General features: G+C 68.8%; 25 protein-coding genes. 7 read left to right on the top strand and 18 right to left on the bottom strand.

What is annotated here, in order from left to right:
• Nucleotides 1-3 precede the first annotated feature (3 nt).
• From AC57B8_RS22770 to AC57B8_RS22760, 3 genes are all read right to left on the bottom strand, one after another.
• Nucleotides 4-984 (bottom strand): TRAP transporter substrate-binding protein, encoded by a 981-nt coding sequence (locus AC57B8_RS22770; protein WP_496480835.1) that lies wholly within the window; start codon nt 982-984, stop codon nt 4-6.
• Nucleotides 985-1095: 111 nt separating this feature from the next.
• Nucleotides 1096-1356: a hypothetical protein gene (locus tag AC57B8_RS22765; protein WP_225616844.1), complete on the bottom strand. Its 261-nt coding sequence runs from the start codon at nt 1354-1356 to the stop codon at nt 1096-1098.
• 28 nt (nt 1357-1384) lie between these two features.
• Nucleotides 1385-3010: a PA0049 C-terminal domain-containing protein gene (locus tag AC57B8_RS22760; protein ID WP_496480834.1), complete on the bottom strand. Its 1626-nt coding sequence runs from the start codon at nt 3008-3010 to the stop codon at nt 1385-1387.
• Between the two features lie 362 nt (nt 3011-3372).
• On the opposite strand from AC57B8_RS22760, the gene AC57B8_RS22755 reads away from it, so the two are divergent.
• Nucleotides 3373-4005 (top strand): LysE family translocator, encoded by a 633-nt coding sequence (locus tag AC57B8_RS22755; RefSeq protein ID WP_496480833.1) that lies wholly within the window; start codon nt 3373-3375, stop codon nt 4003-4005.
• Nucleotides 4006-4024: 19 nt separating this feature from the next.
• Here the strand turns inward: AC57B8_RS22755 and AC57B8_RS22750 are convergent, their stop codons facing one another.
• The 4 genes from AC57B8_RS22750 to AC57B8_RS22735 are packed head-to-tail and all read right to left on the bottom strand — an operon-like array spanning nt 4025 to nt 9185.
• Entirely contained in the window at nt 4025-5443 is a 1419-nt protein-coding gene (locus AC57B8_RS22750) for an L-serine ammonia-lyase (RefSeq protein WP_496480832.1), read from the bottom strand.
• A complete protein-coding gene (locus AC57B8_RS22745) occupies nt 5440-6420 on the bottom strand; it encodes an ABC transporter substrate-binding protein (RefSeq protein WP_095950356.1) in 981 nt (326 codons plus the stop codon). The genes AC57B8_RS22750 and AC57B8_RS22745 overlap by 4 nt, the downstream gene beginning before the upstream one ends.
• Before the next feature lie 32 nt (nt 6421-6452).
• The gene (locus AC57B8_RS22740; protein WP_496480831.1) at nt 6453-8099 is read right to left on the bottom strand and encodes an ABC transporter permease; all 1647 of its coding nucleotides are present in this window, start codon (nt 8097-8099) and stop codon (nt 6453-6455) included.
• 15 nt (nt 8100-8114) lie between these two features.
• Nucleotides 8115-9185 carry an ABC transporter ATP-binding protein gene (locus AC57B8_RS22735; protein WP_062477439.1) on the bottom strand — a complete coding sequence of 357 codons (1071 nt, stop codon included), beginning with the start codon at nt 9183-9185 and terminating at the stop codon, nt 8115-8117.
• Nucleotides 9186-9383: 198 nt separating this feature from the next.
• Between AC57B8_RS22735 and AC57B8_RS22730 the strand changes: the two genes are divergently transcribed.
• Nucleotides 9384-10292 (top strand): LysR substrate-binding domain-containing protein, encoded by a 909-nt coding sequence (locus AC57B8_RS22730; RefSeq protein WP_354348088.1) that lies wholly within the window; start codon nt 9384-9386, stop codon nt 10290-10292.
• Nucleotides 10289-10975 (top strand): phosphoserine phosphatase SerB, encoded by a 687-nt coding sequence (gene serB / locus AC57B8_RS22725; RefSeq protein ID WP_496480830.1) that lies wholly within the window; start codon nt 10289-10291, stop codon nt 10973-10975. The genes AC57B8_RS22730 and serB overlap by 4 nt, the downstream gene beginning before the upstream one ends.
• Here the strand turns inward: serB and recG are convergent.
• The 3 genes from recG to AC57B8_RS22710 are packed head-to-tail and all read right to left on the bottom strand — an operon-like array spanning nt 10965 to nt 15249.
• Nucleotides 10965-13073 carry an ATP-dependent DNA helicase RecG gene (gene recG / locus AC57B8_RS22720; protein WP_496480829.1) on the bottom strand — a complete coding sequence of 703 codons (2109 nt, stop codon included), beginning with the start codon at nt 13071-13073 and terminating at the stop codon, nt 10965-10967. The genes serB and recG overlap by 11 nt on opposite strands.
• Before the next feature lie 11 nt (nt 13074-13084).
• A complete protein-coding gene (locus AC57B8_RS22715; protein ID WP_496480828.1) occupies nt 13085-14575 on the bottom strand; it encodes a TIGR01777 family oxidoreductase in 1491 nt (496 codons plus the stop codon).
• Nucleotides 14572-15249, bottom strand: a complete 678-nt coding sequence (locus AC57B8_RS22710) for a DUF4166 domain-containing protein (RefSeq protein WP_496480827.1) — start codon at nt 15247-15249, stop codon at nt 14572-14574. The genes AC57B8_RS22715 and AC57B8_RS22710 overlap by 4 nt, the downstream gene beginning before the upstream one ends.
• 125 nt (nt 15250-15374) lie before the next feature.
• Between AC57B8_RS22710 and queA the strand changes: the two genes are divergently transcribed.
• Both queA and tgt read left to right on the top strand, forming a co-directional pair.
• Nucleotides 15375-16418 (top strand): tRNA preQ1(34) S-adenosylmethionine ribosyltransferase-isomerase QueA, encoded by a 1044-nt coding sequence (gene queA, locus AC57B8_RS22705; protein WP_496480826.1) that lies wholly within the window; start codon nt 15375-15377, stop codon nt 16416-16418.
• Nucleotides 16419-16426: 8 nt separating this feature from the next.
• The gene (gene tgt / locus AC57B8_RS22700) at nt 16427-17599 is read left to right on the top strand and encodes a tRNA guanosine(34) transglycosylase Tgt (RefSeq protein WP_307582126.1); all 1173 of its coding nucleotides are present in this window, start codon (nt 16427-16429) and stop codon (nt 17597-17599) included.
• On the opposite strand, the gene AC57B8_RS22695 is transcribed toward tgt, so the two are convergent.
• Nucleotides 17596-17976, bottom strand: coding sequence for a hypothetical protein (locus AC57B8_RS22695; RefSeq protein ID WP_307582127.1), 381 nt, complete (start codon nt 17974-17976; stop codon nt 17596-17598). The two genes, tgt and AC57B8_RS22695, sit on opposite strands and share 4 nt — an antisense overlap.
• A 135-nt stretch (nt 17977-18111) precedes the next feature.
• Here AC57B8_RS22695 and AC57B8_RS22690 point away from each other — a divergent pair, with 135 nt between their 5' ends.
• Nucleotides 18112-18894, top strand: coding sequence for an SDR family NAD(P)-dependent oxidoreductase (locus tag AC57B8_RS22690; RefSeq protein WP_496480825.1), 783 nt, complete (start codon nt 18112-18114; stop codon nt 18892-18894).
• Between the two features lie 75 nt (nt 18895-18969).
• Here AC57B8_RS22690 and AC57B8_RS22685 read toward each other — a convergent pair whose 3' ends face one another.
• The 6 genes from AC57B8_RS22685 to AC57B8_RS22660 all read right to left on the bottom strand — a co-directional run bounded on the left by AC57B8_RS22685 (nt 18970) and on the right by AC57B8_RS22660 (nt 24922).
• Nucleotides 18970-19347 carry a DUF3597 domain-containing protein gene (locus tag AC57B8_RS22685; RefSeq protein WP_354348079.1) on the bottom strand — a complete coding sequence of 126 codons (378 nt, stop codon included), beginning with the start codon at nt 19345-19347 and terminating at the stop codon, nt 18970-18972.
• 91 nt (nt 19348-19438) lie between these two features.
• Nucleotides 19439-20548 (bottom strand): serine endopeptidase, encoded by a 1110-nt coding sequence (locus AC57B8_RS22680; protein WP_496480824.1) that lies wholly within the window; start codon nt 20546-20548, stop codon nt 19439-19441.
• 43 nt (nt 20549-20591) lie between these two features.
• Nucleotides 20592-21392: a DUF2145 domain-containing protein gene (locus tag AC57B8_RS22675; protein WP_496480823.1), complete on the bottom strand. Its 801-nt coding sequence runs from the start codon at nt 21390-21392 to the stop codon at nt 20592-20594.
• Nucleotides 21389-21835, bottom strand: a complete 447-nt coding sequence (locus AC57B8_RS22670) for a hypothetical protein (protein WP_496482235.1) — start codon at nt 21833-21835, stop codon at nt 21389-21391. The genes AC57B8_RS22675 and AC57B8_RS22670 overlap by 4 nt, the downstream gene beginning before the upstream one ends.
• Nucleotides 21836-22045: 210 nt before the next feature.
• Entirely contained in the window at nt 22046-24001 is a 1956-nt protein-coding gene (locus AC57B8_RS22665; protein ID WP_496480822.1) for an MFS transporter, read from the bottom strand.
• 63 nt (nt 24002-24064) lie between these two features.
• Entirely contained in the window at nt 24065-24922 is an 858-nt protein-coding gene (locus tag AC57B8_RS22660; protein ID WP_095747243.1) for a hypothetical protein, read from the bottom strand.
• A gap of 138 nt (nt 24923-25060) precedes the next feature.
• Between AC57B8_RS22660 and AC57B8_RS22655 the strand changes: the two genes are divergently transcribed.
• The gene (locus AC57B8_RS22655) at nt 25061-25795 is read left to right on the top strand and encodes a helix-turn-helix domain-containing protein (RefSeq protein ID WP_062477478.1); all 735 of its coding nucleotides are present in this window, start codon (nt 25061-25063) and stop codon (nt 25793-25795) included.
• A 7-nt stretch (nt 25796-25802) separates the two neighbouring features.
• On the opposite strand, the gene pyrF is transcribed toward AC57B8_RS22655, so the two are convergent.
• The gene (pyrF, locus tag AC57B8_RS22650; RefSeq protein ID WP_062477481.1) at nt 25803-26627 is read right to left on the bottom strand and encodes an orotidine-5'-phosphate decarboxylase; all 825 of its coding nucleotides are present in this window, start codon (nt 26625-26627) and stop codon (nt 25803-25805) included.
• Nucleotides 26628-26630 lie beyond the last annotated feature (3 nt).

Here is a 26630-nt window from a genome sequence, read left to right as displayed (position 1 = left end):
GGCTTACTTCTTCTTGTAGGTGTCGACGATGGAAGCACCGTCTGCACCAGCGGCCTTGAGCCAGTCGGCCTGCATGATGCCGCCGACCTGGCGCATGTCGGTGTCCAGCTTGGGCGAAGGCTTGTGCACCTTCATGCCGCGCTCGGCGAGCAGGCGCTTGTACTCGTCGTTCTTCTCCTGTGCGACCTTCCAGCCGCGCGCCTCGGCGTCGGCTGCGGCCTTGGTCACCGCTGCTTTGGTGGTCGCATCTAACGCATCGAAGGCCTTGGCGTTCACGAGGATCGCGTTCTTCGGAATCCACGCCTGCGTGTCGTAGAAGTTCTTGATGTGCTCGAAGGTCTTGGTGTCGTAGCCGGTGGAGCCCGAGCTCATGTAGCTCTCGATCACGCCGGTCGCCATGGCGGCACTGAGTTCAGCCTGCTGGATCTGCACGGGCTGCGCGCCGATGAGTTCAGCGATCTTGGCCGTGGCCGGGCTGTAGGCGCGCCACTTGATGCCGCGCAGGTCGGCCACCGAGCCGATCTCCTTCTTGGTGTAGATGCCCTGCGGCGCCCAGGGCACCACGAACAGCACCTTGATGCCTTGCGCTGCAAGCAGCTTGTCCATCGCGGGCTTGGAGGCGTCGTAGAGCTTGCGGGCCTCGGGATAGGTCGTCGCCAGGAAAGGCACGCCGTCCAGCGCGTAGATCGGGTTCTCGTTGGCGTAGTTGGCCAGCAGGATCTCGCCGGCCTGGGCCTGGCCGCTTTGCACGGCGCGCTTGATCTCGGGCGCCTTGAACAGCGACGCGTTGGCGTGCACCGTGATCTTCAGCTTGCCGCCGGTGGCCGCGTCCACGTCTTTGGCGAACTGCGTGATGTTCTCGGTGTGGTAGTTGGTCGCGGGGTAGGCATTGGCCAGGTCCCACTTGGTCTGGGCGTGGGCGCCGAGGGAGAAGGCCAGGCCCGCGAAGGCAGTGACGACGGCGTGCGCGTAGGGATTTCGCATGGAAACGCTCCAGGAGTGCAAAGAGGGAAAAGGGAGGGAGAGGAAACGAATGAACGAGGCGAAGCCGCGGCGTGCAATCCATGCACGCCGTGGCGCCGACGGCCAAGCCGGCTATTCCTTCTTCTTGGGGGCCAGCTCGAGCGGGCTGGCCGGCAGGTCGGAGCGCCGGGGCTCGGGCTTGTCCGCGACCTTGCAGTCCTGGTCCTTGAAGGGGCCGGCCTCGCGCACCCAGTCGGGGCTGATCGGATGCTGCGCGCAGACGGCCTTGCCGCTGACCTTGTTGCGCATCAGGTAGAAGCTCTCGGTGGGTTGCGCCAGGGCCGCGCCCGACAACGCCAGGCCGACGATGCCGATGAAGAGTTGGTGTTTCATGTCCATGCCTTCTTGTGATGCAACGTTGTCAGGGTGCCGGCGCCGACAGGGTCTTCGCCATCGCGATCACCAGGTTGCGGCCCTGGGCCACGATGGAGTCGCGGAAGCCCTCGAAGGTTGCATCCGTGATCTTGCCGTCGCTGTCCGCGCCGAAGCGCGTCATGACCGGCGTGTGGATGTGGCCGGCGGGAATGTTCAGCTTGAAGGTGTCGCGCAGCAGCGTGTTGCGGTAAGCGCTGGCGTTGGAGAGGTAGTTGCCGCCGCCGCCCGTGCGGGCGCAGTTGTTGTCCAGCGGGCCCAGCGCGTCCTTCTTGCACGGCTGCACGTTGTAGGTGTCGCGCCGAATCACGCCCCAGCCGCCCGGCGTGCCGGTGTCGCGGTTGATGACGCCCTCGCCGGTCTTCGCGTCGATCATGGCCTGGAACGGCAGCGTCGACACCGTGAACTGCGGTGGTGTCTCCTTGGCCCAGGGCCGCGGCAGGAAGCCGAGCCAGCGCTCCGGCGGATAGATGTCGCAGTCCAGCACCGACGGGAACCTGTCGCCGTCCATGCAGGCGGGCCAGACGTTGTCGTTGCCCGGGATGCTGGCCAGGTGGTAGCGGCCGTTGAAGTGCTCCAGGTGGAAGGCTCCGCCGCCCTGGCTCATGGAGATGGACGCGTCCACGCGCTTGGGCCCGGGCTTGAACCACGGCCCCAGCGTGTCTTCCTGCATGCCCTGCAGGAAGGGCGGGTAGTTCACGGGCAGGATGAAGGTGCGGATGACGGCCGTGGTGCCGTCGCCCAGCGCCACGGTGTTGCCGTCCAGCGAGAGGATGGTCGCGCCCGAAGGGTTGCCGATGCGGATGTTCGGGTTGTCGTGAACGCCCGGCGTGCCCAGCGTGAAGGGATCGAAGCCGCTGACCAGGATGCGCTTGTGGCCCGTGCCTTCCGGAAAATCGATCGCGTACTGGCCGCGCGATGCGCGCTCGAATTCGTTCTCCAGTGCGGCGCGCTGTGCGTCGTCGAGCGGGAAGTCGGGCTTCCACTGGCGCAGCGCGAACGTCATCGTCAGGCGCGCCCAGTACAGCATGCGGTCGTCGCTCTGCGGCAGGCTGCCCTCGACCTTGCGGCCCTGCACCCGGTCCACCGCGGCCTGCCACAGCTGCTGGCCCTCGGCCTTCAGCAGGGTGACGGCCGCGTCGTAGCTCGACGCGCCAGCCAGACCGTCCTTGCACAGCTTGAGTGCGAACGCCGGCCCGAACTTGTCGAAGCCGCTGGCCTGCAGCAGCTGTTGCGAGAAGCTCGCCGCATCGCTGGCGCTGAGCTTGTTGGGCAGGCGCTGCTCTTCGTAGGAGGCCGCGACGCCGGTGTCCATCGCGCACTTGGCCTGGATCGCCGGCGGCGCGGGTGGTGGGGGATTCGTCGTGGGTGGCGGTGCGGGCGGCGGTGCGGGCGGCGGTGCGTTGGCAGCGGCGATCGCTGCTGCAATGGCCGCGACGGTGGCCGGGTCAGCCCCGCCGCCTCCGCCGCCACCGCATCCCGCCAGTACCGCCGCGCAGATGCCCAGCCCCAGTGCATTCCGACGCCAGGAGATGCCGCCCTGCGGGACGCCCGTGGCGTCCTTCGCTTTGCAGTCGTCCCCCGCAAAGGGGCTCGGATGAAAGTCGCTTGCCATGACGAATCGCTCCCATGAATGTGATGTGCAGACCAGGAAAGCCTCACGACCGGTCGCCGCGAGGCTTGGGAATTGGTCAACACCACCATGGATCGAGGTCTCAACCAGATCATCTTGGTTGAGCTTAGATATATGTTTTGTTGAACAATTAACCAAATGATGCCCCACCATGTTTGTCATGAAATTGGTGCAAACCCGCAAGGTGAGCGATGCAGGCGCTACGGCCACGCGCCTCGCCGCACAGCGGTGCCTCGCTGATTCGTGAGGTGCACGCGAGGGCAAACGAACACCGCAGGCAGCGCGGCGCGCCACCGGACTGCTGAAATAATGGTCACCCCGCCACCCCCACCGCCGGATGCGCCATGACCCTGTCCGCCTACCTGCTGTTCCTGCCCGCCTGCTTCGCCATCAACATGGCGTTCGGCCCCAACAACCTGCTGTCGGTCACCAACGGCGCGAAGCACGGCGTGTCGCCGGCCGTGATCGCGGCGAGCGGCCGGCTCGTGGCCTTCGCGGTCATGATCGCCATCGCGGGCCTGGGCATGGGCGCGGTGCTGGTGGCTTCAGAGTTGGCCTTCGACGTCATCAAGTACATCGGCGCCGCGTACCTCGTGTGGATCGGCGTGCGGCTGCTGCGCGCGCCGGCACCGACTGCGCAGGTGCAGGTGCAGGCGCACGAGGCCGCGCCGCCGTCGATGCGCGCGCTGGTGCGCCAGGAGTTCACGGTGGCGGCCGGCAACCCGAAAGCGATCCTGGTGTTCACCGCCTTCTTCCCGCAGTTCGTGGTGCCCGGCGCGTACGCGTCGAGCTACGTGCTGCTGGGCGTGACCTTCCTGGTGTTCGAGCTGGTCGCGATCGCGCTGTATGCGCTGCTCGGCGCGCGCATGCGCCGGCTGGCCAACGGCAGCCGCGCGATGCGCTGGTTCAACCGCGTGAGCGGCAGCATGATGGTCGGCTTCGGGCTGATCCTCGCGTTCACGCGCCGGCCTGCTTGAGTGCCCGACCGCGCGGCGGTCAGCACTCGACGATGTTCACGGCGAGGCCGCCGCGCGAGGTTTCCTTGTACTTGGTCTTCATGTCCGCGCCGGTCTGCATCATGGTCTGGATGACCTTGTCCAGCGACACGAAGTGCGAGCCGTCGCCACGCAGGGCCATGCGCGCCGCGTTGATGGCTTTCACCGCGCCCATCGCGTTGCGCTCGATGCACGGGATCTGAACCAGCCCGCTGACCGGGTCGCAGGTCATGCCCAGGTTGTGTTCCATGCCGATCTCGGCCGCGTTCTCGACCTGGCCCGGCGTGCCGCCCATCACCGCGGCGAGCGCGCCCGCCGCCATCGAGCAGGCCACGCCGACCTCGCCCTGGCAGCCGACCTCGGCGCCCGAGAGCGAGCCGTTCTTCTTGTAGAGGATGCCGATGGCCGCCGCGGTGAGCAGGAACTCGACCACCGCCTCGTCGCCCGCGCCGGGAAAGAAGCGCTGGTGGTAATGCAGCACCGCCGGGATCACGCCCGCCGCACCGTTGGTGGGCGCGGTGACCACGCGCCCGCCGGCCGCGTTCTCTTCGTTGACGGCCATGGCGTACAGGTTGACCCAGTCCATCGCCGCGAGCGGGTCGGGCGCGGCCTGCGCGGTGCCGCTGCCCTGCAGCTGAGCGAACAGGTCGGCCGCGCGCCGCCGCACCTGCATGCGCCCGGGCAGGGTGCCGGTGCTCGCGCAGCCGCGGCGCACGGCGCCAGCCATCGCGTCCCACACCTGCAGCAGCTCCGACCGTACCTCGGCCTGCGGTCGCCACTGCGTTTCGTTGGCCATCATCAGCGCGGCGATCGACAGGCCCTGCGCACGGCATTGCGCGAGCAGTTCCGCGCCGGTGTCGAAGGCGAAGGGCAGCGCGGCCGGCGCCGGGCGCTGCACGCCGGCTTCGTTGCGCACGCTCTCGCCCTGCGCATCGACGACGAAGCCGCCGCCCACCGAAAAGTAGTCAGCCTCGACCAAGGCCTGGCCCTGCGCATCCAGCGCGATGAAGCGCAGGCCGTTCGGGTGCCGGGGCAGGCTCTTGCGCAGGAAGAGCAGATGCTCCTTCTCGTCGAAGGCCACGGCGTGCGTGCCGAGCAGATGCAGCCGCCGCTCGCGCCGGATGGCCGCAATGGCGGGTTCGATGGTGTCGGGATCGATCCGGTCCGGCCGGTGGCCTGCGAGCCCGAGCAGCACGGCGCGGTCGGTGCCGTGGCCGCGGCCGGTGGCACTCAGCGAGCCGTACAGCTGCGTCACCAGCGCGGCCACCTGCGGCAGCAGGCCTTGCGCTTGCAGCAGGCAGGCGAACTGCCGCGCCGCGATCATCGGCCCGACCGTGTGCGAGCTCGAGGGGCCGATGCCGATCTTGAACAGATCGAAGGCGCTGACCGGCGTCGAAGGCGCCTTCGCCGTACTCGTCACCGCGCCTTCACCGCCAGGTTCCACAGCGCCACGAGCTGCTCGTACTCCGCCGAGGCCGCTTCCTGGTCGAGCGGGAAGACCTTGATGGCGCTCAGGTCGGGCAGCGAGGTGAGCTTGGACACCGCGATGTCGCTGCGCACCGGACGGCGGAAGTTCTTCACCAGCAGCTCCTGCTGCGTCTCCTTGCTCAGCAGGCCGTTGTAGAGCGCGACGGCGGCGTCCATGTTCTTCGCGCCCTTCACGATGAACATGCCTTCGGGTGCCAGGTAGCTGCCTTCGGTGGGATAGACCAGCTTGATCTCCTTCTGGCCGCCCGCCACGTACTCCTGCGCCGCGTACTCGATGGTCAGGCCCACCGGGTACTCGCCGGCGGCCACGCCCTTGTAGGTGCTGCCCGACGAGGCGGTGACGACCGCGTTGGCCGCCAGCTTGCCCAGGCCGTCGCGGCCGAACTGCTTGAGCAGGCCATACACCAGCATGTAGGCCGTGGCGCTCTTGCTCGGGTCGGTGATGGCGAACTTGCCCTTCCACTCGGGGCGCATCAGGTCCGACCAGGTCTTGGGCGCGGGCATGCCCTTGAGCTGGCGCTCGTTGACCATCATCACCATGACATGCACGTTGGTGCCGACCCACAGGTCGTTCGGGCCGCGAAAGGCCGCGGGCACGGCCGCGAGGTCGGGCGACTTGTAGGGCGCCATCTGGTCCTTGTAGGCGCCCAGCGTGCCGAAGCCGCCGCTCCACAGCACGTCGCCGCGCGGGTTCTTCGCCTCGGCCTGGATGCGCTTCATCAGCGTGCCGGTGCCGCCGGTGACCTGCTGCACCGTGAGCCCGGGCGTCTTCTTCTTGACCACGGCCAGCGCGGTCTCGACGGTCTCGGTGTTGTTGGACGAATAGAGCACCACCGTCTGCGCACCCGCGACACCCGCCGTGAGGGCCAGGGTCGCGAACGCGCATTTCGCCAGGGACTTGAAGGACATGAAAACCTCGCAGGTTGAAGTGAATGGGTGGGTCATTTGCTGGAGAAGAGGTTGATGCGGAACACCTTGATCGCCACCACGATGGGCAGCAGGATCACGCTGACCAGCGCCGCACCGTAGGCCGAGGCCAGGCCCAGTCGCCCGCCGTCGACCTGGCGGAAGATGGCGATGGGCATGGTCTCCAGGCCGCCCGTGTAGACCACGATGGAGGCCGACAGCTCCGAGATCGTGGTCACCCACATCAGGATGGCGGCCGAGATGATCGAGGCCTTCATGGCCGGCAGCAGCACCTTGAAGAAGGTCTTCAGCGGCGACACGCCCAGGCTGATCGAGGCCTCCTCGATGGAGTCCGAGATATTGAACAGCGTCGACGACGCATTGCGCACCGCGAAGGGCAGGCGGCGCACCGTGTAGCACAGCACCATGATCCCCGAGGTGCCCGCCAGCACCAGCCAGCCGGTGTTGAAGGTCTGCACCAGCGCAATGCCCAGCACCGTGCCCGAGATGGTCAGCGGCAGCACCACGATGTAGTCCAGCAGCTGGGTGAAGGGGTTGCGCTTCTTGATCGTCAGGTAGCTCACGAGCACCGCGAAGGCCACGCCCACCAAGGTGGCCATCGAGGCGAACTTCAGCGAGTTGATGATCGGCTCGGGCGCACCGCGCAGCGCGCGTTCCAGGCTCGACAGCGACCACTGGCCCCAGCGCATCACGGGCCCGCTGGTCTCGGTGAAGGCGCCCACGAAGACGATGAGCAGCGGCAGCATTGACAGCACGATGATCACGCCCACGCTGAGCGTGTAGAACACCGCCGCGCCCGAGCGCACGCGCACCACGGCGGGCGCGCGGCCCTGCGTCATCGTGTAGATCTTGCGTTCGACCACGCGCTTCTGGAAGAACAGCACGATGGCCACGATGCCGATGGACACCACCGACATCGCGCTTTGCAGCGTGGGGCTGCCGCCCATCTCGCCGACGAAGGCGTTGTACGTCATGACCGACAGCAGCGGCACGCTGCTGCCCAGCACCACCGACAGCGCGAAGTTGCCCACCACCAGCGTGAACACGACCAGCGCATTGACCAGCACCGCGGGCAGGATCACCGGCACCAGCACGCGCAGCTTGGTCACCAGCGGCGAAGTGCCCAGGCTCAGGCCGGCCTCTTCGAGCTGGCCGTCGAAGCCGCGCAGCGCGGCCAGCACGCCCAGGTAGATGTAGGTGTAGTAGACCAGCGTCATGGAGAACACCATGCCGGTCCAGCCGTAGAAGGTCGGCAGCGTGATGCCCGCGCCCGCGAGCAAGTTGGTCACCAGCCCGTTGTTGCCCAGCAGCAGCAGCCACGACTGGCCGACGATGATCTCGGGGATCACGATGGTCATGATCGGCAGCACCGCCACCAGGTTCTTCAGCGGGAAGTCGTAGCGCGCCACCATGTAGGCGAAGGGCACGCCCACGGCCACGGTGCAGGCTGTGACCGACACGCCGAGCACCAGCGTGTTGCGGAACGCGAGCAGGTATTCGCTGTCCTGCAGCAAGGTGATGAAGCCGGACAGCGAGAACGCGCCCGACTCGTCGCGCACGCTGTTCACGAACAGCGTGCCCAGCGGGTAGAACACGAAGAACAGCAGCAGCACGAGGCTGAGCAGGGTCAGGAAACCCCAGGGCCACCAGTTGATTTTCATGGCGTGCGTGTCCGTTCAGGCAGCGACGACGCGGCTGTCGGCCGGCACCAGCACCTGCACCGCATCGCCGGCCTGGAAGTCGGCCACCATGTTGCCGGCGTGCAGCTCGACGCGGATCTCCGACTGGTCGTGCAGCCGGATGCGGTAGGCGGTCTTGAAGCCCAGGTACTGGCGGCGCAGCACCTCGCCCGCGATGGCGTTGGGCACGTGGGGCGCGGGCGCCATCAGCGACAGCGCTTCGGGGCGCGCGATGAGGATGCCCTGCGCGCCCAGCGCGGCGCCGCCCTGCTTGCCGTCCAGTTGCTGGCCGCACAGCTGGTAGCGCACGTGCGACGCAGCCCCGCCGGCGGACTCGGCCGGCACGGGAATCACGTTGGCCGAGCCGATGAAGTCAGCCACGTAGGCGTTCACCGGCGTGCCGTACAGCTCTTCGGGCGTGCCCAGCTGCGCGATGCTGCCGCGGTCCATGATGGCGATGCGGTCGGACATGGCCAGCGCCTCTTCCTGGTCGTGCGTGACGAACACGGTGGTGATGCCGGCTTCGCGCACCAGGTCCAGGATCACATCGCGCATCTGCAGGCGCATCTTGGCGTCGAGGTTGGACAGCGGCTCGTCCATCAGCAGCACGCGCGGGCGGATCACCAGCGCGCGCGCCAGCGCCACGCGCTGGCGCTGGCCGCCGCTCATCTGCGCCGGGTAGCGGTCGGCCAGTGCGAGCAGGCTCACCTTGTCCAGCGCCTCGTTGACGCGCCGGGCGATCTCGGCCTTGGGCACCTTGCGCGCGCGCAGGCCGTAGGCCACGTTGTCGAAGGCCGTCTTGTCGGGGAACAGCGCGTAGTCCTGGAACACCATGCCGATGTCGCGGTGGTGGGTGGACACGCGCGTCACGTCGTCCTTGTCGAAAAGAATGCGGCCGCCGTCGGGCTCGTTGAAGCCCGCGATGCAGCGCAGCAGGGTCGTCTTGCCGCAGCCGCTGGGGCCCAGCAGGGTGTAGAAGGCGCCATCGGGCACATGCAGCGACAGGTTCTGCAGCACCGTCTGGTTGGCGAACTGCTTCACGACGTTGTCGATGGTGATGGAAGCCATGTCTCTTGTTCAGGGTGGAAGGAAGCGCGATGCTAGGTGTGCCCCCCGCGTGCCACCAGCCGTATTTTTTAAGGCGGCCGGTTAGTTTTTCTGCAGGCTTCCCGGTCTACGATGCGCGCCGGCCTCCGACCCCGGGCGGCACGCAACCGAACACGAAAAGAACATGAGGAAGACAAGCCCGCTCGCCAAGGTACGCATGTGGTGACCCGACGCCTCCCCCCTTTGAAGGCGCTGCGCGCCTTCGAAGCGGCGGCGCGCCATGCCAACTTCACCGCGGCCGCCGACGAACTCAGCATCACGCACAGCGCCGTCAGCCAGCAGATCCGCCTGCTGGAGGACTACCTGGGCCAGCCGCTGTTCGCGCGCGAGGCCCGCGGCGCGACGCTGCTGCCCCATGCGCGCGACTACTTCGCCGAGGTGCAGGCCAGCCTGGACCGCATCGCCAGCGCCACGGCCGCGCTGAAGTCGCCCCATCAGCGCGCCAGCCTGCGCGTGTGCACCACGCCCTCGCTGGCGATGAAGTGGCTCATCCCGCGGCTGGCCGGCTTCCAGGCCCTGGCGCCACAGACCGACGTGCAGCTGTCGACCCTGGGCCGGCAGTTCTTCGACCAGGCCGAGGCCGGCAGCGACGTGCTGATCCGCCGCATCCCCATGCAGCGCCCCGACCACACCTGCGTGCGCTGCCTGGACGACCACCTCGTGGCCGTGGCGTCGCCGCGCTTCATCGAGCGCCACCGCATCGCCAGCATGGCCGACTGCCTGGGCCACCCGCTGCTGCAGGCCGCCGGCGAACTGGAGAACTGGCCGCGCTGGTTCGAGCTGGCCGGCGTGCGCGTGCCGCCCCAGCTGCCGGGCCCCGTGTTCGACCACCAGTTTCTTTGCATGCAGGCCGCCATGAACGACCTGGGGCTCGCGCTGGCGCCCTGGTGCCTGCTCGAGGAAGACATCCGCGCCGACCGGCTGCGCCTGGTGTTTCCCGAGCCGCGCCTGCCGGCCTCGGGCGTCTATGCGCTGTACCGCACCGAAGGGCCGGTGGCCGCGCTGGCACGGCAGTTCGTCGACTGGCTCGGCACGCAGCACTGGAACGCGGGAAGCCCCACCCCATGACCACCACGCTCACCCTTCCTTCCCTGCGGCTGTCGGACTTCAAGCTGATCGCCTTCGACATGGACTCGACGCTGATCGACATCGAGACGGTCGACGAGATCGCCGACATCGCGGGCTGCGGCCCCGAGGTCGCGGCGATCACCGAGGCCACGATGCGCGGCGAGATCACCGACTACAAGGACAGCCTGCGCCGGCGCGTGGCCCTGCTGCGCGGCGTGCCGCTGTCGGCGCTGCAGGCCGTGTACGACCAGCGCCTGCACCTGAACCCCGGCGCCGAGACGCTGATCGCCGCGTGCAAGCAAGCAGGCCTGCGCGTCGTGTTGCTGAGCGGCGGCTTCACCTTCTTCACCGACCGGCTGCGCGAGCGGCTGCAGCTGGACGACACGCGCTCCAACGTGCTGGAGATCGAAGACGGCCGGCTCACCGGGCGCATGCTGCCCCAGCCCTGGGGCGACATCTGCGACGGCGAGGCCAAGAAGGACAAGCTGCTCGAATGCTGCCGCGCGATGGACATATCGCCGGCCCGGGCCATCGCCGTGGGCGACGGCGCGAACGACCTGCCGATGATGCGCGCGGCGGGGCTGTCGGTGGCCTACCACGCCAAGCCGATGGTGCGCGAGGCGGCCATGCTGGCGATCGACGAGGGCGGGCTCGACCGGCTACTCGACCTGCTCAAGCCTTGAGGTATTCGGCCTTGGTGCCGAGCCAGCGATCGATGTGGCGTTGCGCCAGCTCGGGGTGCTTCTGCAGCATCACCGGCGCGAGCTCGCGCGCCCAGTCGAGCAGCAGCGTGTCGGTCGCGAGGTCGGCAAAGCGCAGCAGCGGCGCGCCCGACTGGCGCGCGCCGAGGAACTCGCCGGGGCCGCGAATCTCGAGGTCGCGCCGCGCGATCTCGAAACCGTCGCCGGTCTCGGCCATCGCCTTGAGCCGCGCGCGCGCCGCCTCGCCGACGCGGCCGCTGTCGCCCGGCGCATAGAGCAGCACGCAGGCCGAGGCCGCCGCGCCGCGCCCCACGCGCCCGCGCAGTTGGTGCAGCTGCGACAGGCCGAAGCGCTCGGCATGCTCGATCACCATCAGCGAGGCGTTGGGCACGTCCACGCCCACTTCGATCACCGTCGTGCTCACCAGCACCTGGATTTCGTTCGCGGTGAAAGCGGCCATGACCGCCTGCTTCTCGGCCGTGGGCATGCGCGAATGCAGCAGGCCGACCTGGATGTGGTCGCCCAGCGTGCCCGCGAGTTCGTCGCGCGTCTCGGTGGCGTTGCGCAGGTCGACCGCCTCGCTCTCCTCGATCAGCGGGCAGACCCAGTAGACCTGCCGGCCCTGCGAAATCTGCGCCTGGATGCGGTCGATGACCTCGTCGCGCCGGTGGTCGGCCACCAGCTTGGTGACGATGGGCGTGCGGCCGGGCGGCAGTTCGTCGAGCGTGGAGACATCGAGGTCGGCGTAGTAGCTCATCGCGAGCGTGCGGGGAATCGGCGTGGCGCTCATCATCAAGAGATGAGGCTCGAGGTCGCCGCCCGCCTTGCCGCGCAATGCAAGACGCTGCGCGACGCCGAAGCGGTGCTGCTCGTCGATGATGGCCAGCGCCAGGCTCTTGAAGCGCACCTTCTCCGAGATGACCGCATGCGTGCCGATGACCAGCGCGGCCTCGCCGCTTTCGACGGCGGCCGACATCTCGTCGCGTTCCTTTTTCTTCTGGCTGCCCGTGAGCCAGGCCACGCGCAGGCCGCGCTCGGCCAGCAGCGGATCGAGCCAGCCGACCAGCTTGCCGAAGTGCTGGGCCGCGAGGATTTCGGTGGGTGCCATCAGCGCGCACTGGAAACCCGCGTCGATGCAGCGCGCCGCGGCCAGCGCCGCGACCACTGTCTTGCCCGAGCCCACGTCGCCCTGCAGCAGGCGGTGCATCGGAATCTGGCGGTGCAGGTCGGCCGTGATCTCCTCGCCCACGCGCTGCTGCGCGCCGGTGAGGCCGAAGGGCAGCACGGCGAGCAACTGCGCATGCAGCGAACTCGCCGCCGCGTCGGTGGACGCAGGCAGCACCGGCGCACGCTGCGCCGCGCGCTCCAGCCGCGCCTGCAATTGCGAGAGCTGCTGCGCCAGCAGCTCCTCGGCCTTGATGCGCTGCCACGCCGGGTGGCTGTGGTCTTCGAGCGCGGCGATCGACACGTCGGGCGTCGGGTAGTGCAGGAAGCTCAGCGCGCTGCGCAGGTCCCACGCGCCGCGCAGGCCGATCTGCACCGGAATGGTCTCGTCGAGCAGCGCGCGCGCCAGGCCCGAGCGCACCTCGCGCCGCAGCACCGGCTGTGCGAGCCCGGCCACGGTCGAGTACACCGGCGTGAGCGCGTTGGGCAGCGCCGTGCCGGCCGCCTTCACGGTCGGATGCATGATCTGCCGCCCCACGAAACCGCCGCGCATCTCGCCGCGCACGCGCACCTTGGCGCCCACCGCGAGCTGCTTCTGCTGCGACGGATAGAAGTTGAAGAAGCGCAGCTGGCAGGTGTCGCTGCCGTCGTCGATGGTGGCGATGAGCTGGCGGCGCGGGCGGAACACCACCTCGCACTCGGTGACCACGCCCTCGACCTGTGCCATGTCGCCGTCGCGCGTGTCGGCCAGGCGCACGATGCGGGTCTCGTCCTCGTAGCGCATCGGCAGGTAGAGCGCGAAGTCGATGTCGCGCACGAGGCCGAGCTTGCGCAGCGCGCGCTGCACGAGGCTCAGGCCGGTGCCGGGCGGTTGCGCCGGCGCGGCAGGGGGAGTCGGTTCTTTCTTGGCGGGCACGGACAAGGCTTCTAGCGTGGACGGCAAAGGTCCGTCAAGGCGCTGCGGGCATCGGGGAACATGAACTGGAAACCGGTGCGCAGCAGCTGCGCCGGCACCACGCGCTGGCCTTCGAGCAGCAGGTCGGCCTGCTCGCCGAGCAGCAGCTTCACGGGCGCGGCGGGCGTGGGCATCCAGCAGGGGCGGTGCAGCACGCTGGCCGCGACGCGGGTGAAGGCCTCCTGGCTCAATGCACCCGGTGCGGTGACGTTGAAGGCCTGCGCGCTGGCCGGGCCGGTGTCCGGCTCCGTCACCGTCCACACATGTGCGACGGCGCGGATCAGGTCATGCACATGCACCCACGACAGCCACTGCCGCCCGCTGCCCAGGCGCCCGCCCATGCCCAGTTGCACGGGCATCAGCAGCTGCGGCAGCGAACCCTGGTGGCCCAGCACGAAGCCGAAGCGCAGGCAGGCCACGCGAACGCCGTGCGCCACGGCCGCGTGCGCGGCGCGCTCCCAGCGCTGGCACAACGTCGACATGAAGATGTCCTGCGGCGGCGCGTCTTCGGCGAGTTCGGTGGCGTCGCCCTGCGGCTGCACGCCGTAGTAGCCGATGGCCGAGCCCGAGAGCAGCAGCCACGGCTTGCGCGGGCGCGTCGCGATCCATGCGACGAGCTGCTGCGTCAGGCCTTCGCGGCTTTGCAGCAGCTGCCGCTGGCGCCGCGCGCTCCAGCGCTGGCCGAGGATGCGCGCGCCCGCGAGGTTGATGACGATGTCGATCGTGTCCGCGGCGGGAATCTGGTCGAGCGACTGCACGCAGCGCACCGCGCCGCCGAAGCCCCAGGCGGCGCCGCGCGCGTCGCGCGTCCACACCGTCACCGCATGGCCGTCGGCCAGCAGGTGGCGCACGAGGATCTGGCCGATGAAGCCGGTGCCGCCCGTCACCAGCACCTGCTGCGGCTTCGTACCGAAGCGCACTGGGGCCTCGACGGCACGTACCTGCGCCTGCTTCTGCTGCTTGAACAGCGCGCGCGCCGCGAAACCGTCGCGCAGGCCGGAGATACCGACACCCACGCCGCACAACGCCAGGAAGGCGCTGAGCCAGCCGTGCGGCTGCCACACCATCGCCGTCGGTTGCGCTGCCCAGCCGACCGCGCTCATCGCCAGCAGCGCGATGAACGCGCCGGCGTTGATGGCCAGCACCGTGTGCGTCACGCGTTCGGTGGGCGGCAGCAGGCGGCTGCCGTCTTCGACCACGAAGTCCCACAGCGTGAGCACGATCTCGACGCCGAACACCGCGAGCAGCACCCAAGCCCACGCGCCGTGCCAGGCCCATGCCGACAGCCCGAGGAACAGCGCGCAGTAGATCGACGAGCGCGTGGCGTGGATCGCCAGCTCGCGCCCCGCCGTGCCGCGGCGTGGCAGGGCTTCTGTGCCTTCGTGGTGGTAGAGCGTGTCGAAGGCGCCCAGCGCGCCTTGCGCCGCCATGAGCTGCAGGGCCAGCAGGTGCGTGTCGATCATGCGGACACCGCCTGCGGCTCCGGCACTTCCTCGAACACGCCGACCTGCGTGAAGGTCGTGCCCATGAGGCAGTGGCGGATCTCGATGCGGATGTTGAAGCGCTCGGGCGTCTCGTTGTGGTGCCAGAGAAAAGTCTTGCCCGGCGTGAACAGGCCCGGCAGCGGAAGGCGCCAGCCGAACACCTCCCAGAAATAGCCGTCGCTCTGGAAATGCAGGCTGCCGCTGGGCTCCACGCTCAGCACCAGCTTCATGCCCAGCCCCATGCCCACGTACTCCAGCACCTCGCCGCGTTCGCTCTCGCGCATGAAGCTGGTGAACTGGATCGGCTTGCGGCCGTGCAGGCGGTAGATGCGCTGCTTGTAGATGGCCGGGTCGTCGGGCCGGGCGTAGACCTGGATCTCGACCGGGAAGTGGCTGTCGCTGTAGGGGATCAGCGCGCCCTGGATCATCGGCTGCGTGAGGTGCCCCAAGAGCTTGCCGAAGCGCGAGCAGCGCAGCTCGCTGAGCGCGCCCAGGTAGTGCAGCGCCTTGCCCGGCAGGGGGTTCTTGTCGAAGCGCCGGCGGATGTCGGGGTGCAGCCCCATCCAGGCGCCGCCCAGGATCTTCTTGAAGAGCTCGCCTTCGGAAGGAGGGGCGGGGGACGGCGTGACACGCGCGACGGAAGAATCGACCATGCGTCGATTCTGCCTCGGCAACCCCGAGCGGCGCCCGTGATTCCGGGCCATGGGACAATCGCCGCTCTCCGCCTTTTTCTCTTCCCATGCCTCCTTGGCACGGGCCCGTCCGGCCCTCAAGCACCATGCGCGCCTTCACGCTTTCCGATTTCGATTTCCATCTGCCGCCCGAACTGGTGGCACAACACCCGGCCACCGAACGCACCGCCTCCCGTCTGCTCGACGGCACAGGCCCCGCCCCGGCCGACCGCATCTTCAAGGAACTGCCCTCGCTGCTGCGCGCGGGCGACCTGCTGGTCTTCAACGACACGCGCGTAGTCAAGGCACGCCTGTTCGGCGAGAAGCCGACCGGCGGCAAGCTCGAGCTGCTGGTCGAGCGCGTGCTGCAGGGCCACGAGGTGGTCGCGCACATGAAGGTCAGCAAGAAGCCGCCCGTGGGCACCACGCTCGAGATGGTGGGCGGCTTTCGCGCCACGCTGCTGGGCCGCTGGCCCGAGGAAGACGGCGCGCTGTTCCGCTTCGGCTTCGAGAGCGATGCCGGCGAAGACCCGTATGCGCTGATGCAGCGCTGCGGCCACGTGCCGCTGCCGCCCTACATCACGCACACCGACTCGGCCGACGACGAGAGCCGCTACCAGACCGTGTTCGCGCGCGTGCCCGGCGCCGTGGCCGCGCCCACGGCCGCATTGCACTTCGACGAAGGCCTGCTGGCCGAACTCGAAGCGCGCGGCGTGCAGCGCGCCAACGTCACGCTGCACGTGGGCGCCGGCACCTTCCAGCCGGTGAAGACCGAGAACATCGCCGAGCACACGATGCACGCCGAGCGCTACGAAGTGCCCGAGGCCACGCAGCGCGCTATCGCCGGATGCAAGGCACGCGGCGGTCGCGTGGTCGCCGTGGGCACGACCACGGTGCGCACGCTCGAGTCGTGGGCCAAGAGCGGCGAGGCCACGGGCGACACGCGCATCTTCATCACGCCGGGCTTCGCCTTCGCGCACGTCGACGTGCTGGTGACCAACTTCCATTTGCCCAAGAGCACGCTGATGATGCTGGTCTCGGCCTTCGCGGGCTACGAGCGCGTGATGGCGCTGTATGCCCACGCCATCGCCAACGGCTACCGCTTCTTCAGCTACGGCGATGCCATGCTGCTCGCACGCACCCAGGACTGAACGACATCATGCTGAACTTCGAACTCCTCAAGACCGACCCCGACAGCCACGCGCGCCGCGCCACGCTCACGCTCAACCACGGCAAGGTCCAGACGCCGATCTTCATGCCCGTGGGCACGTATGGCACCGTCAAGGGCGTGATGCCGCGCAGCCTCGAAGAGATGGGCGCGCAGATCATCCTGGGCAACACCTTCCACCTGTGGATGCGCCCGGGGCTGGACGTGATGGCGAGCTTCGGCGGGCTGCACCAGTTCGAGAAATGGGACAAGCCCATCCTCACCGACTCGGGCGGCTTCCAGGTGTGGTCGCTGGGCGCGATGCGCAAGATCAGCGAAGAGGGCGTGAAGTTCGCGTCGCCCGTCAACGGCGACAAACTGTTCCTCACGCCCGAGGTCTCGATGCAGATCCAGACCATCCTGAACAGCGACATCGTGATGCAGTTCGACGAGTGCACGCCCTACGACACCAAGGGCCACATCACGACCGAGGCCGAGGCGCGCGTCTCGATGGAGCTGAGCCTGCGCTGGGCCAAGCGCTGCCAGGCCGAGTTCACGCGCCTGCAGAACCCGAACGCGCTGTTCGGCATCGTGCAGGGCGGCATGTTCGAGAACCTGCGCGAAGAGTCGCTGGCCGCGCTGGTCGACATGGACTTCCCCGGCTACGCCATCGGCGGCGTGAGCGTGGGCGAGCCCAAGGAAGAGATGCTGCACATCATGGGCCACACGCCGCACCGGCTGCCCGCGAACAAGCCGCGCTACCTGATGGGCGTGGGCACGCCCGAGGACCTGGTGCAGGGCGTGGCCGACGGCGTCGACATGTTCGACTGCGTGATGCCCACGCGCAATGCGCGCAACGGCACGATGTTCACGCGCTTCGGCGACCTGAAGATGCGCAACGCGCGCCACAAGAGCGACCCGCAGCCGGTCGACCCGAGCTGCACCTGCCACGCCTGCGCGGGCACCTCGGGCGTGAGCTGGAACGACGGCGGGCGCGAAGGCTTCAGCCGCGCCTACCTGCACCACCTGGACCGCTGCGGCGAAATGCTCGGCCCGATGCTGTGCACGATCCATAACCTGCACTACTACCTGAACCTGATGACGGAGATTCGCGCGGCGCTCGACGCGGGCACCTTCACGGAGTTCCGCGCGCAGTTCAAGGCCGACCGCGCACGCGGCGTCTAGGACTTCGCGGCGCCCGGGGGCTGGATGGCCAGCGGCGTCGCGTAGGGCTCGATGCGCAGCAGCTCGTTCCTGAAGACCACGACCTGCCTGAGCGGTGCCTGCACCAGCGCCCCGCTCGCGTCCTTGTGCGAGGCGTACTGCCAGAGCGTGAGCTGGCCCTTCTCGGCCAGCATGGCGGCCAGCCGCTGCACGGGCGGCGCCGTGCCGGTGCCCAGTTGGGCCGCCTCGATGCCCACCACGATGTCATCTCGCGGCGAGACCACCTTGAAAAGCAGCACGGGCGCCGGTGCCTGCGCCTGTGCGCGGACGTGCCGCGCCGCGAAGGCGGCCGGAAGCAGCGCGAGACAGAAGACGAAGCGGCGGTTGAAGGAGCTCATGGGTCGAAGCGTATGCCTGCCACGGCGCCCTGCCCACAGGCCGGAAGCCATACGCCGGGTGGAGGCCCGGCCGGCACCAGAGACGCCGTCATCCGGTACGCTTGCCCTGTCTTCACTGCGGTTGTCCTCACCCTCATGACCCACGCCTCCCCACCCACGGCCTATACCGCCCGCTACCCCTCGCTGGCCGGCCGCACCGTGTTCATCTCGGGCGGCGCCAGCGGCATCGGCGAATCGCTGGTGCGGGCCTTTCATGCCCAAGGCGCGAAGGTCGGCTTCTGCGACCTCGACACGGCCGCCGGCGATGCGCTTGCCGCGCAGCTGCAGGGCGCTCACCCCGCGCTGTTCGTGCCCTGCGACGTGACCGACACGGCCGCCCTCGCCGCCGCCATCGACGCGGTGCGCCAGCGCTTCGGGCCGGTGTCGGTGCTGCTGAACAACGCGGCCAACGACCGCCGCCACGAGATGGCCGACGTGACGAGCGACGACTTCGACCGCCTCGTGGCCGTCAACATCAAGCACCAGTTCTTCGCCGCGCAGGCCGTGGCCGACGACATGCGCGCGCTGGGCGGCGGCTCGATCGTCAACTTCGGCTCGATCAGCTGGCTCATGAAGGGCCGCGGCTACCCGGTCTACCAGGCCTGCAAGGCGGGCGTGATCGGCCTCTCGCGCTCGCTGGCGCGCGACCTGGGCAAGCAGAACATCCGGGTCAACACGATCATGCCGGGCTGGGTGATGACCGAGCGGCAGATCAAGCTGTGGGTGAAGCCCGAATCGGGCGCGGAGATCGATGCGGCGCAATGCCTGCCGGGCCGCGTGATGGCGGAAGACATCGCCGCGATGGCGCTGTTCCTCGCGGCCGACGATTCGCGCATGTGCACCGCGCAGGACTACGTGGTGGACGCAGGCTGGACCTGAAGCACTTCAACTAACGGTCGCCCCAAAGAAAAAGCCCGGCATGCCGGGCTTTTTGCTGCGTGGGTGGCGGGACGATCAGTCGCGCAGTTCGGCCGGCAGCGTGCCGCCATTGGCGGCGATGCGGCTCATCACCTGCTTGTGCAGGCCGATGTTCCATTCGGCCGAACCCGGTTCGCCGTTGCTGTAGAGGATTTCGCTGGCCAGTTCCTTGCGCGCGGCGAGGCTGCTGTCCAGGCCCAGCAACTTGAGCAGGTCGACGATCGAGGTGCGCCAGTTCAGGCCGGCGGCACCCGGCATCGCGTCCAGGACGGCGGGCACGTCGCCCAGCGGGATCGCAGGCGGCGGTGCGACAGCGGCCGGTGCGCCGGGTGCAGCCGCCGGCGGTGCGGCGACGACTTCAGCGGCGTTGGCCGACGGAAAAATCTTGGAAAAAATCTTGCCGAAAATGCTCATGGGTGTGCTCCGTCAATGTGAATGGGAAAACCCGCGGCACGGCGTTGCGTGACGCAGCCCGGGGTTGTAGCACGACCGTGCGGCGCTTTCGCTACGTGGCCGGCTGAACCGGCGCGCCCGGCGTGACCGATTGCGCAGTGCCGGTCACAGGTGTATGCGGCGCCTGCGCAGCGGCCGAGGTACCGCAGGCATGGCAGAACTTGGAGAACGCGCTCTTGCGCGTGCTGCAGTGGCCGCAGTGGTCGAACAGGCCGATGCCGCAGTGCGGGCAGAAGTCGATCTCGTTGTTCTTCAGGTCGACCGGCCGCTCGCAGCCGGGGCACACGCTCTTGGCCAGGCGGGCCAGCGCGACGTCGTAGCTCAGCTCTTCGCGGCGCACCTGGTCGGGCTGCTGCTCGGCGAGCTTCTGGCGCGCCAGGTAGCGGTTGAGCGCCACGATGGCATAGCGCCCCACCAGCACCGTGAGCACGATGCCCACCACGTAGCGCACGTAGCCGCCGTAGCTCGGCAGGTAGGGCACCAGCTCGACGAAGAAGGCAAACAGGGCGAAGAAGATGAAGCCCCACACGAAGGGCCAGTAGGTGCTCTTGCGCTTCTTCACGAACAGCCAGCCGGCCACCAGCAGCAGCGGCAGGGTCAGCGCGAGCCGGTAGCCGAACACGCGCAGTTCGACGCGGCGGTACTCGGCGTCCAGGCGCTGCTGTGCGTCGTGCTCCAGCACGCCCAATGCCGCGCGCGCACGCTGCTCGGCCTGGCGCGCGTCGAGCGCGATCTGGCGCTGCGCGTCGGCCTTGCGCTGCGCTGCGTCTTCCTTCTGCTTGAAGGCATCGAGCGCCTTGGTGCGCGCGATGAGCTCGGTGTCCTGGTCGGGCTGCGCGGTGGCGCGGCGCGTGGCGATCCAGTTGCCGAAGGTCTCGCGCGCGTTGGCGCTGGCCTGCTGCGCCGTGTTGAGCTGCAGCTGTGCCTGGTCGAGGTCGCGCGCGGCCTGCAGCTCGGCGGCCTCCGAGGCCTTGATGGTGGCGCGCAGCGGCTCGGCTGTCGGCTTGTCGATGAAGTCGTCGAGCACGCGCACGCGCTCGACCTGCGGCAGGTCGCCCACGATCGTGCTGCCCAGCCCGATCAGGAAGCTCGCGAACACGAACGCCACCAGCCACAGGCCGCGGCGGAACCACTTCTCGGACAGGCGCAGGGATTTGCTCATGGTCTTTCCTTCGTTCTTTCTTTTCTTCGTTGCTTCTCTTCGCTCAGAGCTTGAGTGTGACTGGCGCCGCGCCCAGGCCCGCACGCGGCAGCCAGGCAAACACCGAGTCGACGGTCACGGTCTCGATGCGGTCCGAAAACCGCTTCTCGTTCGGATGATCGTCGAAAGCGATGTTGGCCGAGCCCACGCGCCCGCCCAGGCGGGTCAGCGGGCCGAGGTTCAGCGTGGTCGGCTCGTAGCCCTTGAACTGCAGCCAGGCCTGCGCCTGCGCGCGGGTGCCGATGGTGGCGGGTTCCATCGCGGCGGCCAGGGTCTCGATGGCCCACTGGTTCGACTGCTGGTACTTCTGGCCCCAGGCGTAGCTCACGATGCTGTAGGGCGCCACGTTCAGGCGCACGAGGCGCGCATCGGGCTCGCGCAGCGCGGCTATCAGCTGCGCCTGCACCGCCGGCGTGGGCACGGACCAGGCGGCCTCGTAGCGCCACAGGTCGTCGAGGAAGAACTCGCCCAGCCCCTGCCGGTAGACCGCGGCCACCGCCGTGCCGCAGTGGTTGAGCTTGTGCACCACGCGCCACGGGCCTTCGTCGGTCTTGTAGGCGATGCCCAGGTGCGAATAGCGCAGGCCGTACTTGCCCAGGTCCTGCCCGGCGCGCGCCAGGATGACGACGCGCGCGCCGCTCGCGTCGAGCTGCTGCGAGGTGCGCTCGGCCAGCTGCATGCCCTTGACGATCAGCGCCGGCGTCGGCCTGACCTGTTCGCACGAGCGGCCGGCGTTCGCCTGCAAGGGCAGCACCGCTGCGACGGCGAACGCCAGCAGCAACGCGGGGCGCAGGGCGGGTTTCACGACAGTCTTTCGTTGTGGAGCAGTGCGCGGCCGACCGCGTTGGGCACGAAGGCCAGCACCTCGCCCGCGGCCGAGAGCACGACACCCGTGCCGATCACGCTCACGACCACGGCCGTGCCGGCGGCCGCCGACACGCCACGGGTGGCGCGCCCCATCACCTTGACGCTGGCGCGGGCGCCGTCCGAGGCGCGTTCGAGCAGGTAGACGGTGCCGTCGACCGAAGCCTCGACCGCGATCACGGTGAGCACCGAGCCGCCCACCGACAGCGCCGCGGGCACGGCGACCACCGCGGTAGCCGACGCCCCGACGACCGAAGCGGCACCGACCACCGAGGCCACGGGCAGCAGCGACAGCGCGGCCGAGGCCTCGCTCTGGGCCCGTGCGGGCAGCGGCGTCGCGACACTCGCGAACGCGGCGCAGGCGGCGAAGGCCAGGGCGGCCATCGACCGCGCCAGGGCGGTCCTGCGCGAAGCCTGCAGGCCGCGCTGGAGGATCGAAACGGTGGGGGATGAGAGGGGTTGCATGAAGGCCTCGCGGCGCAGTGAAGGTGAGCGAATGATGGTTCGCCTTCACGCCGCGGGGCTCGAATACTTCAACCAGTTTCGATCCTGGCGTCTCGCAGTATCCCGAAGAGATACTTTGGGGCGCACGCCTCAGGAGGCCAGCAGGCCGGCCACGCGCTGGCGCAGCGTCTCGGGCTGCACCTCCTGCGGCGCCACGGGGTGGCCGACGCGCAGGCCCACGCGACTGAAGAAGCCGCGACGGAAAGGCTTGGCCATGGCGACCTGCTGGCCGCCGCGCAGCTCGATGCGGCTGAAGTACGAGCCCCAGAGGTTGGTCAGCGCCATCGGGACCACGGGCGGCTCGATGCCTTCGGCGCGCGCGCCCTCGAGGATCTTCATCACGCCGCCCTTGAAGGGCTGCAGCTCGCCGTCGCGCGTGATCGCGCCTTCGGGGAAGATACCCAGCAGGTCGCCTTCGCGCAGCACGCCGATGGCCTTGGCAAAGGCCGCCTCGTACGCGGCCGGGTCCTCCTTCTGCGGCGCGATCGGAATGGCCTTGGCCAGCTTGAACAACCAGCCGAGCACCGGCACCTTGAAGATGCGGTGGTCCATGATGAAGCGGATCGGGCGCGGGCTCGCGGCCATCAGCAGCACCGCGTCGATGAAGCTCACGTGGTTGCACACCAGCACGGCGGCGCCCTCGGTGGGAATGTGCTGATCGTCCTTGATGTTGAAGCGGTACACGAAGCGCGACAGCACCCAGGCCACGAAGCGCAGCAGGTACTCCGGCACCAGCATGAAGATGTAGAACGCGACCACCGCGTTGGCGATGCCGGTGAACAAAAAGATCTGCGGAATGGTGAAGCCCGCGCCCAGCAGCGCGCCCGCCAGCACCGAGCTGCCGATCATGAAGAGCGCGTTGAGGATGTTGTTCGCCGCGATGATCCGCGCGCGGTGCGTGGGCTGGCTGCGCAGCTGGATCAGCGCGTACATCGGCACGCTGTACAGGCCCGCGAACAGCGACAGCAGCCCCAGGTCGGCCATCACGCGCCAGTGCGCCGGCTGCTGCATGAAGGCGCCCAGGCCCATGCCCGTCACCGGGGGCAGCGCGCGCGAGGCAAAGTACAGATCGATGGCGAACACGCTCATGCCGATGGCACCCAGCGGCACGAGGCCGATCTCGACCTGCCGGCGGCTCAGCGTCTCGCACAGCAGCGAGCCCACGCCGATGCCCACCGAGAACACCACCAAGAGCAGCGACGCCACCTGCTCGTCGCCGTGCAGCACTTCCTTGGCGAAGCTGGGGAACTGGCTCAGGAACACCGCGCCGAAGAACCACATCCACGAGATGCCCAGCAGCGAGCGGAACACCACGATGTTCTCGCGCGCCAGCATCAGGTTGCGCCAGGTTTCGCTGAAAGGGTTCCAGTTGATGACCAGACTCGGGTCGGTGGCCGGCGCGGGCGGAATGGCCTGCGCCACGCCGCGCCCCACCAGCGCCAGCAGCAGGCAGGCCACGGCCACCGTGGTGTGGCCGATCTGCGGCATCGCCACCAGCAGCCCGCCCGCCACCTGGCCCAGCAGGATGGCGACGAAGGTGCCCATCTCGACCATGCCGTTGCCGCCCGTGAGCTCGCGCGAATCGAGCACCTGCGGCAGGTAGGCGAATTTGACCGGCCCGAACAGCGTGGAGTGCAGCCCCATGAGGAACACGCAGCCCAGCAGCACCACCGCGTCGGCGCGCACGAACCCCCAGGCGGCGATCACCATGATCGCGATCTCGAGGTTCTTGACGAAGCGGATCATCTTCGTCTTGTCGAACTTGTCGGTCAGCTGCCCGGCCGTGGCCGAGAACAGCAGGAAGGGCAGGATGAACAGCGCACCGATCACCAGCCCCGCCATCGCCGGCGGCATCCAGCTCAGTTGCAGCTGGTAGGTCACCATGACGGTGAAGGCGAACTTGAAGAGGTTGTCGTTCGCGGCCCCCGCGAACTGGGTCCAGAAGAAGGGCGCGAAGCGCCGCTGGCCGAGCAGGGCGAACTGGTTCGCGTGGGCGTTGGGCTCATGCACCACGGGCGCAGTCGCGGCGGCGGCGGGGGTTGTCATGCGATGCAATCTCCTCTTTGTCTTCTACCGCTGCGCCACGGGCGTTCCAGTGGCCAAGCCGCGTCATGCCGCGATGGCGGCTGGGTCGGGATTGTGCCGCAGCAGGGTGGCGCGCCAGCCCTTTTCGAGGCGGTACAGCGCCATCAGCACAGGCAGGCCGGCCAGCGACGCCACCAGGTGCTTGAGGGTGTGGCCCGACACGAGGTGGCCGGTGGCTTCGTAGATGGCGTGATCGCCCAGTTCGAAGGCCTTGGCCACCACATAGAACGCGATCACCCAGCCCAGCTTGAGCCCGACGGCGCCGCGCATCGGCGTGGCCAGCGCCAGCGTGAGCACCACCGCCATGCCACCGAACTGCACCAGCGCCCACGGCAGCACGTTGCCGGTTTCCTGGCAGACCTCGGCCGCCAGCAGGCCGGCCGTGAGCACGAACCAGGCGGCGGGCCAGCCGGCGCGCTGGCTGACGCGCTCGCAGACGGCGATGCCGATCAGGCCCGCGAAGGCCACGGCCATGCCGGCGCGGTCGGCGGCGAGGCGGGGCGCGTCGGGCATCAGGTGATAGAAGGCCGAGCCGGCGGCGGTGGCGATCAGGCCGGCGAAGAACAGCCAGGCGCAGTCCAGCGTGTTGTCCGGCGGGTCGTTGGCGGGCGGCGCCAAAGGGAACCCGGCCAGCGCCTCCTGGTGCGAGCGGTCGATGCGGTTGAGCCGGTACAGCCCCAGGCAGCCGATCGCCAGGAACGGCAGGTTGCTCAGTACGTCCATCGCGTTGGGCAGGTGGAACAGCGGCCGGTTGTCGGCGAACACGGAGGCGATCGCCACGTCGGCGGCCGGCAGCGCCGGGCCGAAGAAGGCGATCAGCAAGAGCAGCGCGAAGGTGAACAACAGTCCGCGTTCGCGGCGTGTCAGGGTGGGCAGAAGCATGGCGTTCCTCGGTGGGGTGGTGGCTGGCGGGTGGAATCTAGTTGCCAGCCCTCCCCCAGGCATCGAGAATCGATACGAGGCACTATTTCACTCCCTTCGGTATCCTTTTTCTATACCTTCAACCCGTACCCTCCCTTCATGAGCACCACCGTCGACCTGGTCCAGGCCCTCAAGAACGAACTCAAAAGCGCCCGCATGACGTATGCCGACCTGGCCCGGTCGCTGGACATGGCGGAGTCCAGCGTCAAGCGCATGCTGGCCAAGAGCGACATGCCGCTGTCGCGCGTCGATGCGATCTGCCGCGCCCTGAAGATCGATTTCGCCGAGCTGGCGCGGCGCGTGGCCGACGCCCAGCCGCTGCTGAAGGAGCTGACCCACGAGCAGGAAAAGGCCGTGGTCAAGGACAAGAAGCTGCTGCTGGTGGCGATCAGCGTGCTGAGCCAGTGGACGCTGGAGCAGATCGTGTCGTCGTACCGGATCACCGAGGCCGAGTGCATCGGCTGCCTGGCGCAGCTGGACCGCATCGGCATCATCGAGCTGCGCCCGCTCAACCGGTACCGCCTGAAGCTCGCGAAGACCTTCCGCTGGCGCCCGCACGGCCCGGTGATGGAGTTCTTCCGCGAGAACGTGGTGCTCGACTACTACAAGGGCGGCTTCGACGGCCCGGCCGAGGGCCTGCTGCTCGTGCACGGCTCGATCAGCCGGTCGCTCGCGCCCGCCTTCATGGAGCGGCTGCAGCGCGTGGCGCAAGACTTTGCGCAGCAGCACCAGACCGACCAGAAGCTGTCGGCCAAGGACCGCGAGGGCTACACCCTGCTCCTTGGCATGCGCAACTGGGAATTCGAGCTCTTCACCCGCCTGCGGCGGAACTGAAGGCCCGTCAGGGCTTCGCTGCTTCCAATGCGTCGCGCGTGGTGCGCGCCGCGTTCTTCGCCGCGTCGGCGAAGTCTTCGCCCGACGAGGCGTAGATGATCGCCCGCGACGAGTTCACGATGATCGGCGCGTCGGCGCGCCAGCCGGCGCGCACGGTGGCGACCGCGTCGCCGCCCTGGGCACCGACGCCCGGGATCAGCAGCGGCACCGTCGGCGCGAGTTCGCGCACGCGCTCGATCTCGGCCGGGTAGGTCGCGCCCACCACGAGGCCGAGCTGGCCGTTGAGGTTCCACGGGCCCTGCGCCAGGCGGGCGACGTGCTCGTACAGGAAGGGCTGGCCCTCGACGCTGGCCAGGCGCTGGCCCTGCAGGTCGGAACCGCCGGGGTTGCTGGTGCGGCACAGCAGGAAGGCGCCCTTGCCTTCGTACTGGAGATACGGCGCGACCGAGTCGAAGCCCATGAAGGGCGACAGGGTCACGGCGTCGGCGCCGTAGCGCTCGAAGGCTTCGAGCGCGTACTGCTCGGCGGTGGAGCCGATGTCGCCGCGCTTGGCGTCCAGGATGGTGGGCACGTGGGGCGCGTTGCGGCGCATGTGCTCCATCAGGCGTTCGAGCTGGTCTTCGGCGCGGTGGGCCGCGAAGTAGGCGATCTGGGGCTTGAAGGCGATGACCAGGTCGGCCGTCGCGTCGACGATGCGCGCGCAGAAGTCATAGATGCGGCTGGCGTCGCCCTTGTACGCCCCCGGGAATTTGGCTGGCTCCGGGTCGAGGCCCACGCAGAGCAACGAACCGTTGGTTTGCTGTGCAGCGGCCAGCTTGTCGAGGAAAGTCATGGG

The organism is Variovorax sp. BGA-UO-ETr-C22 (assembly GCF_059567965.1).
The sequence above is the reverse complement of the archived record's forward strand: the minus strand, read 5'-3'. Positions and strand labels throughout refer to the sequence as shown.

Excerpts from the sequence above, each read along its gene's own strand:
- AC57B8_RS22770 (WP_496480835.1), bottom strand. The coding sequence starts at position 984 with ATGCGAAATCCCTACGCGCACGCCGTCGTCACTGCCTTCGCGGGCCTG.
- AC57B8_RS22765 (WP_225616844.1), bottom strand. The coding sequence starts at position 1,356 with ATGAAACACCAACTCTTCATCGGCATCGTCGGCCTGGCGTTGTCGGGC.
- AC57B8_RS22760 (WP_496480834.1), bottom strand. The coding sequence starts at position 3,010 with ATGGCAAGCGACTTTCATCCGAGCCCCTTTGCGGGGGACGACTGCAAA.
- AC57B8_RS22755 (WP_496480833.1), top strand. The coding sequence starts at position 3,373 with ATGACCCTGTCCGCCTACCTGCTGTTCCTGCCCGCCTGCTTCGCCATC.
- AC57B8_RS22745 (WP_095950356.1), bottom strand. The coding sequence starts at position 6,420 with ATGTCCTTCAAGTCCCTGGCGAAATGCGCGTTCGCGACCCTGGCCCTC.
- AC57B8_RS22740 (WP_496480831.1), bottom strand. The coding sequence starts at position 8,099 with ATGAAAATCAACTGGTGGCCCTGGGGTTTCCTGACCCTGCTCAGCCTC.
- AC57B8_RS22735 (WP_062477439.1), bottom strand. The coding sequence starts at position 9,185 with ATGGCTTCCATCACCATCGACAACGTCGTGAAGCAGTTCGCCAACCAG.
- serB (WP_496480830.1), top strand. The coding sequence starts at position 10,289 with ATGACCACCACGCTCACCCTTCCTTCCCTGCGGCTGTCGGACTTCAAG.
- AC57B8_RS22715 (WP_496480828.1), bottom strand. The coding sequence starts at position 14,575 with ATGATCGACACGCACCTGCTGGCCCTGCAGCTCATGGCGGCGCAAGGC.
- AC57B8_RS22710 (WP_496480827.1), bottom strand. The coding sequence starts at position 15,249 with ATGGTCGATTCTTCCGTCGCGCGTGTCACGCCGTCCCCCGCCCCTCCT.
- queA (WP_496480826.1), top strand. The coding sequence starts at position 15,375 with ATGCGCGCCTTCACGCTTTCCGATTTCGATTTCCATCTGCCGCCCGAA.
- tgt (WP_307582126.1), top strand. The coding sequence starts at position 16,427 with ATGCTGAACTTCGAACTCCTCAAGACCGACCCCGACAGCCACGCGCGC.
- AC57B8_RS22695 (WP_307582127.1), bottom strand. The coding sequence starts at position 17,976 with ATGAGCTCCTTCAACCGCCGCTTCGTCTTCTGTCTCGCGCTGCTTCCG.
- AC57B8_RS22690 (WP_496480825.1), top strand. The coding sequence starts at position 18,112 with ATGACCCACGCCTCCCCACCCACGGCCTATACCGCCCGCTACCCCTCG.
- AC57B8_RS22685 (WP_354348079.1), bottom strand. The coding sequence starts at position 19,347 with ATGAGCATTTTCGGCAAGATTTTTTCCAAGATTTTTCCGTCGGCCAAC.
- AC57B8_RS22680 (WP_496480824.1), bottom strand. The coding sequence starts at position 20,548 with ATGAGCAAATCCCTGCGCCTGTCCGAGAAGTGGTTCCGCCGCGGCCTG.
- AC57B8_RS22670 (WP_496482235.1), bottom strand. The coding sequence starts at position 21,835 with ATGGCCGCCCTGGCCTTCGCCGCCTGCGCCGCGTTCGCGAGTGTCGCG.
- AC57B8_RS22665 (WP_496480822.1), bottom strand. The coding sequence starts at position 24,001 with ATGACAACCCCCGCCGCCGCCGCGACTGCGCCCGTGGTGCATGAGCCC.
- AC57B8_RS22660 (WP_095747243.1), bottom strand. The coding sequence starts at position 24,922 with ATGCTTCTGCCCACCCTGACACGCCGCGAACGCGGACTGTTGTTCACC.
- AC57B8_RS22655 (WP_062477478.1), top strand. The coding sequence starts at position 25,061 with ATGAGCACCACCGTCGACCTGGTCCAGGCCCTCAAGAACGAACTCAAA.
- pyrF (WP_062477481.1), bottom strand. The coding sequence starts at position 26,627 with ATGACTTTCCTCGACAAGCTGGCCGCTGCACAGCAAACCAACGGTTCG.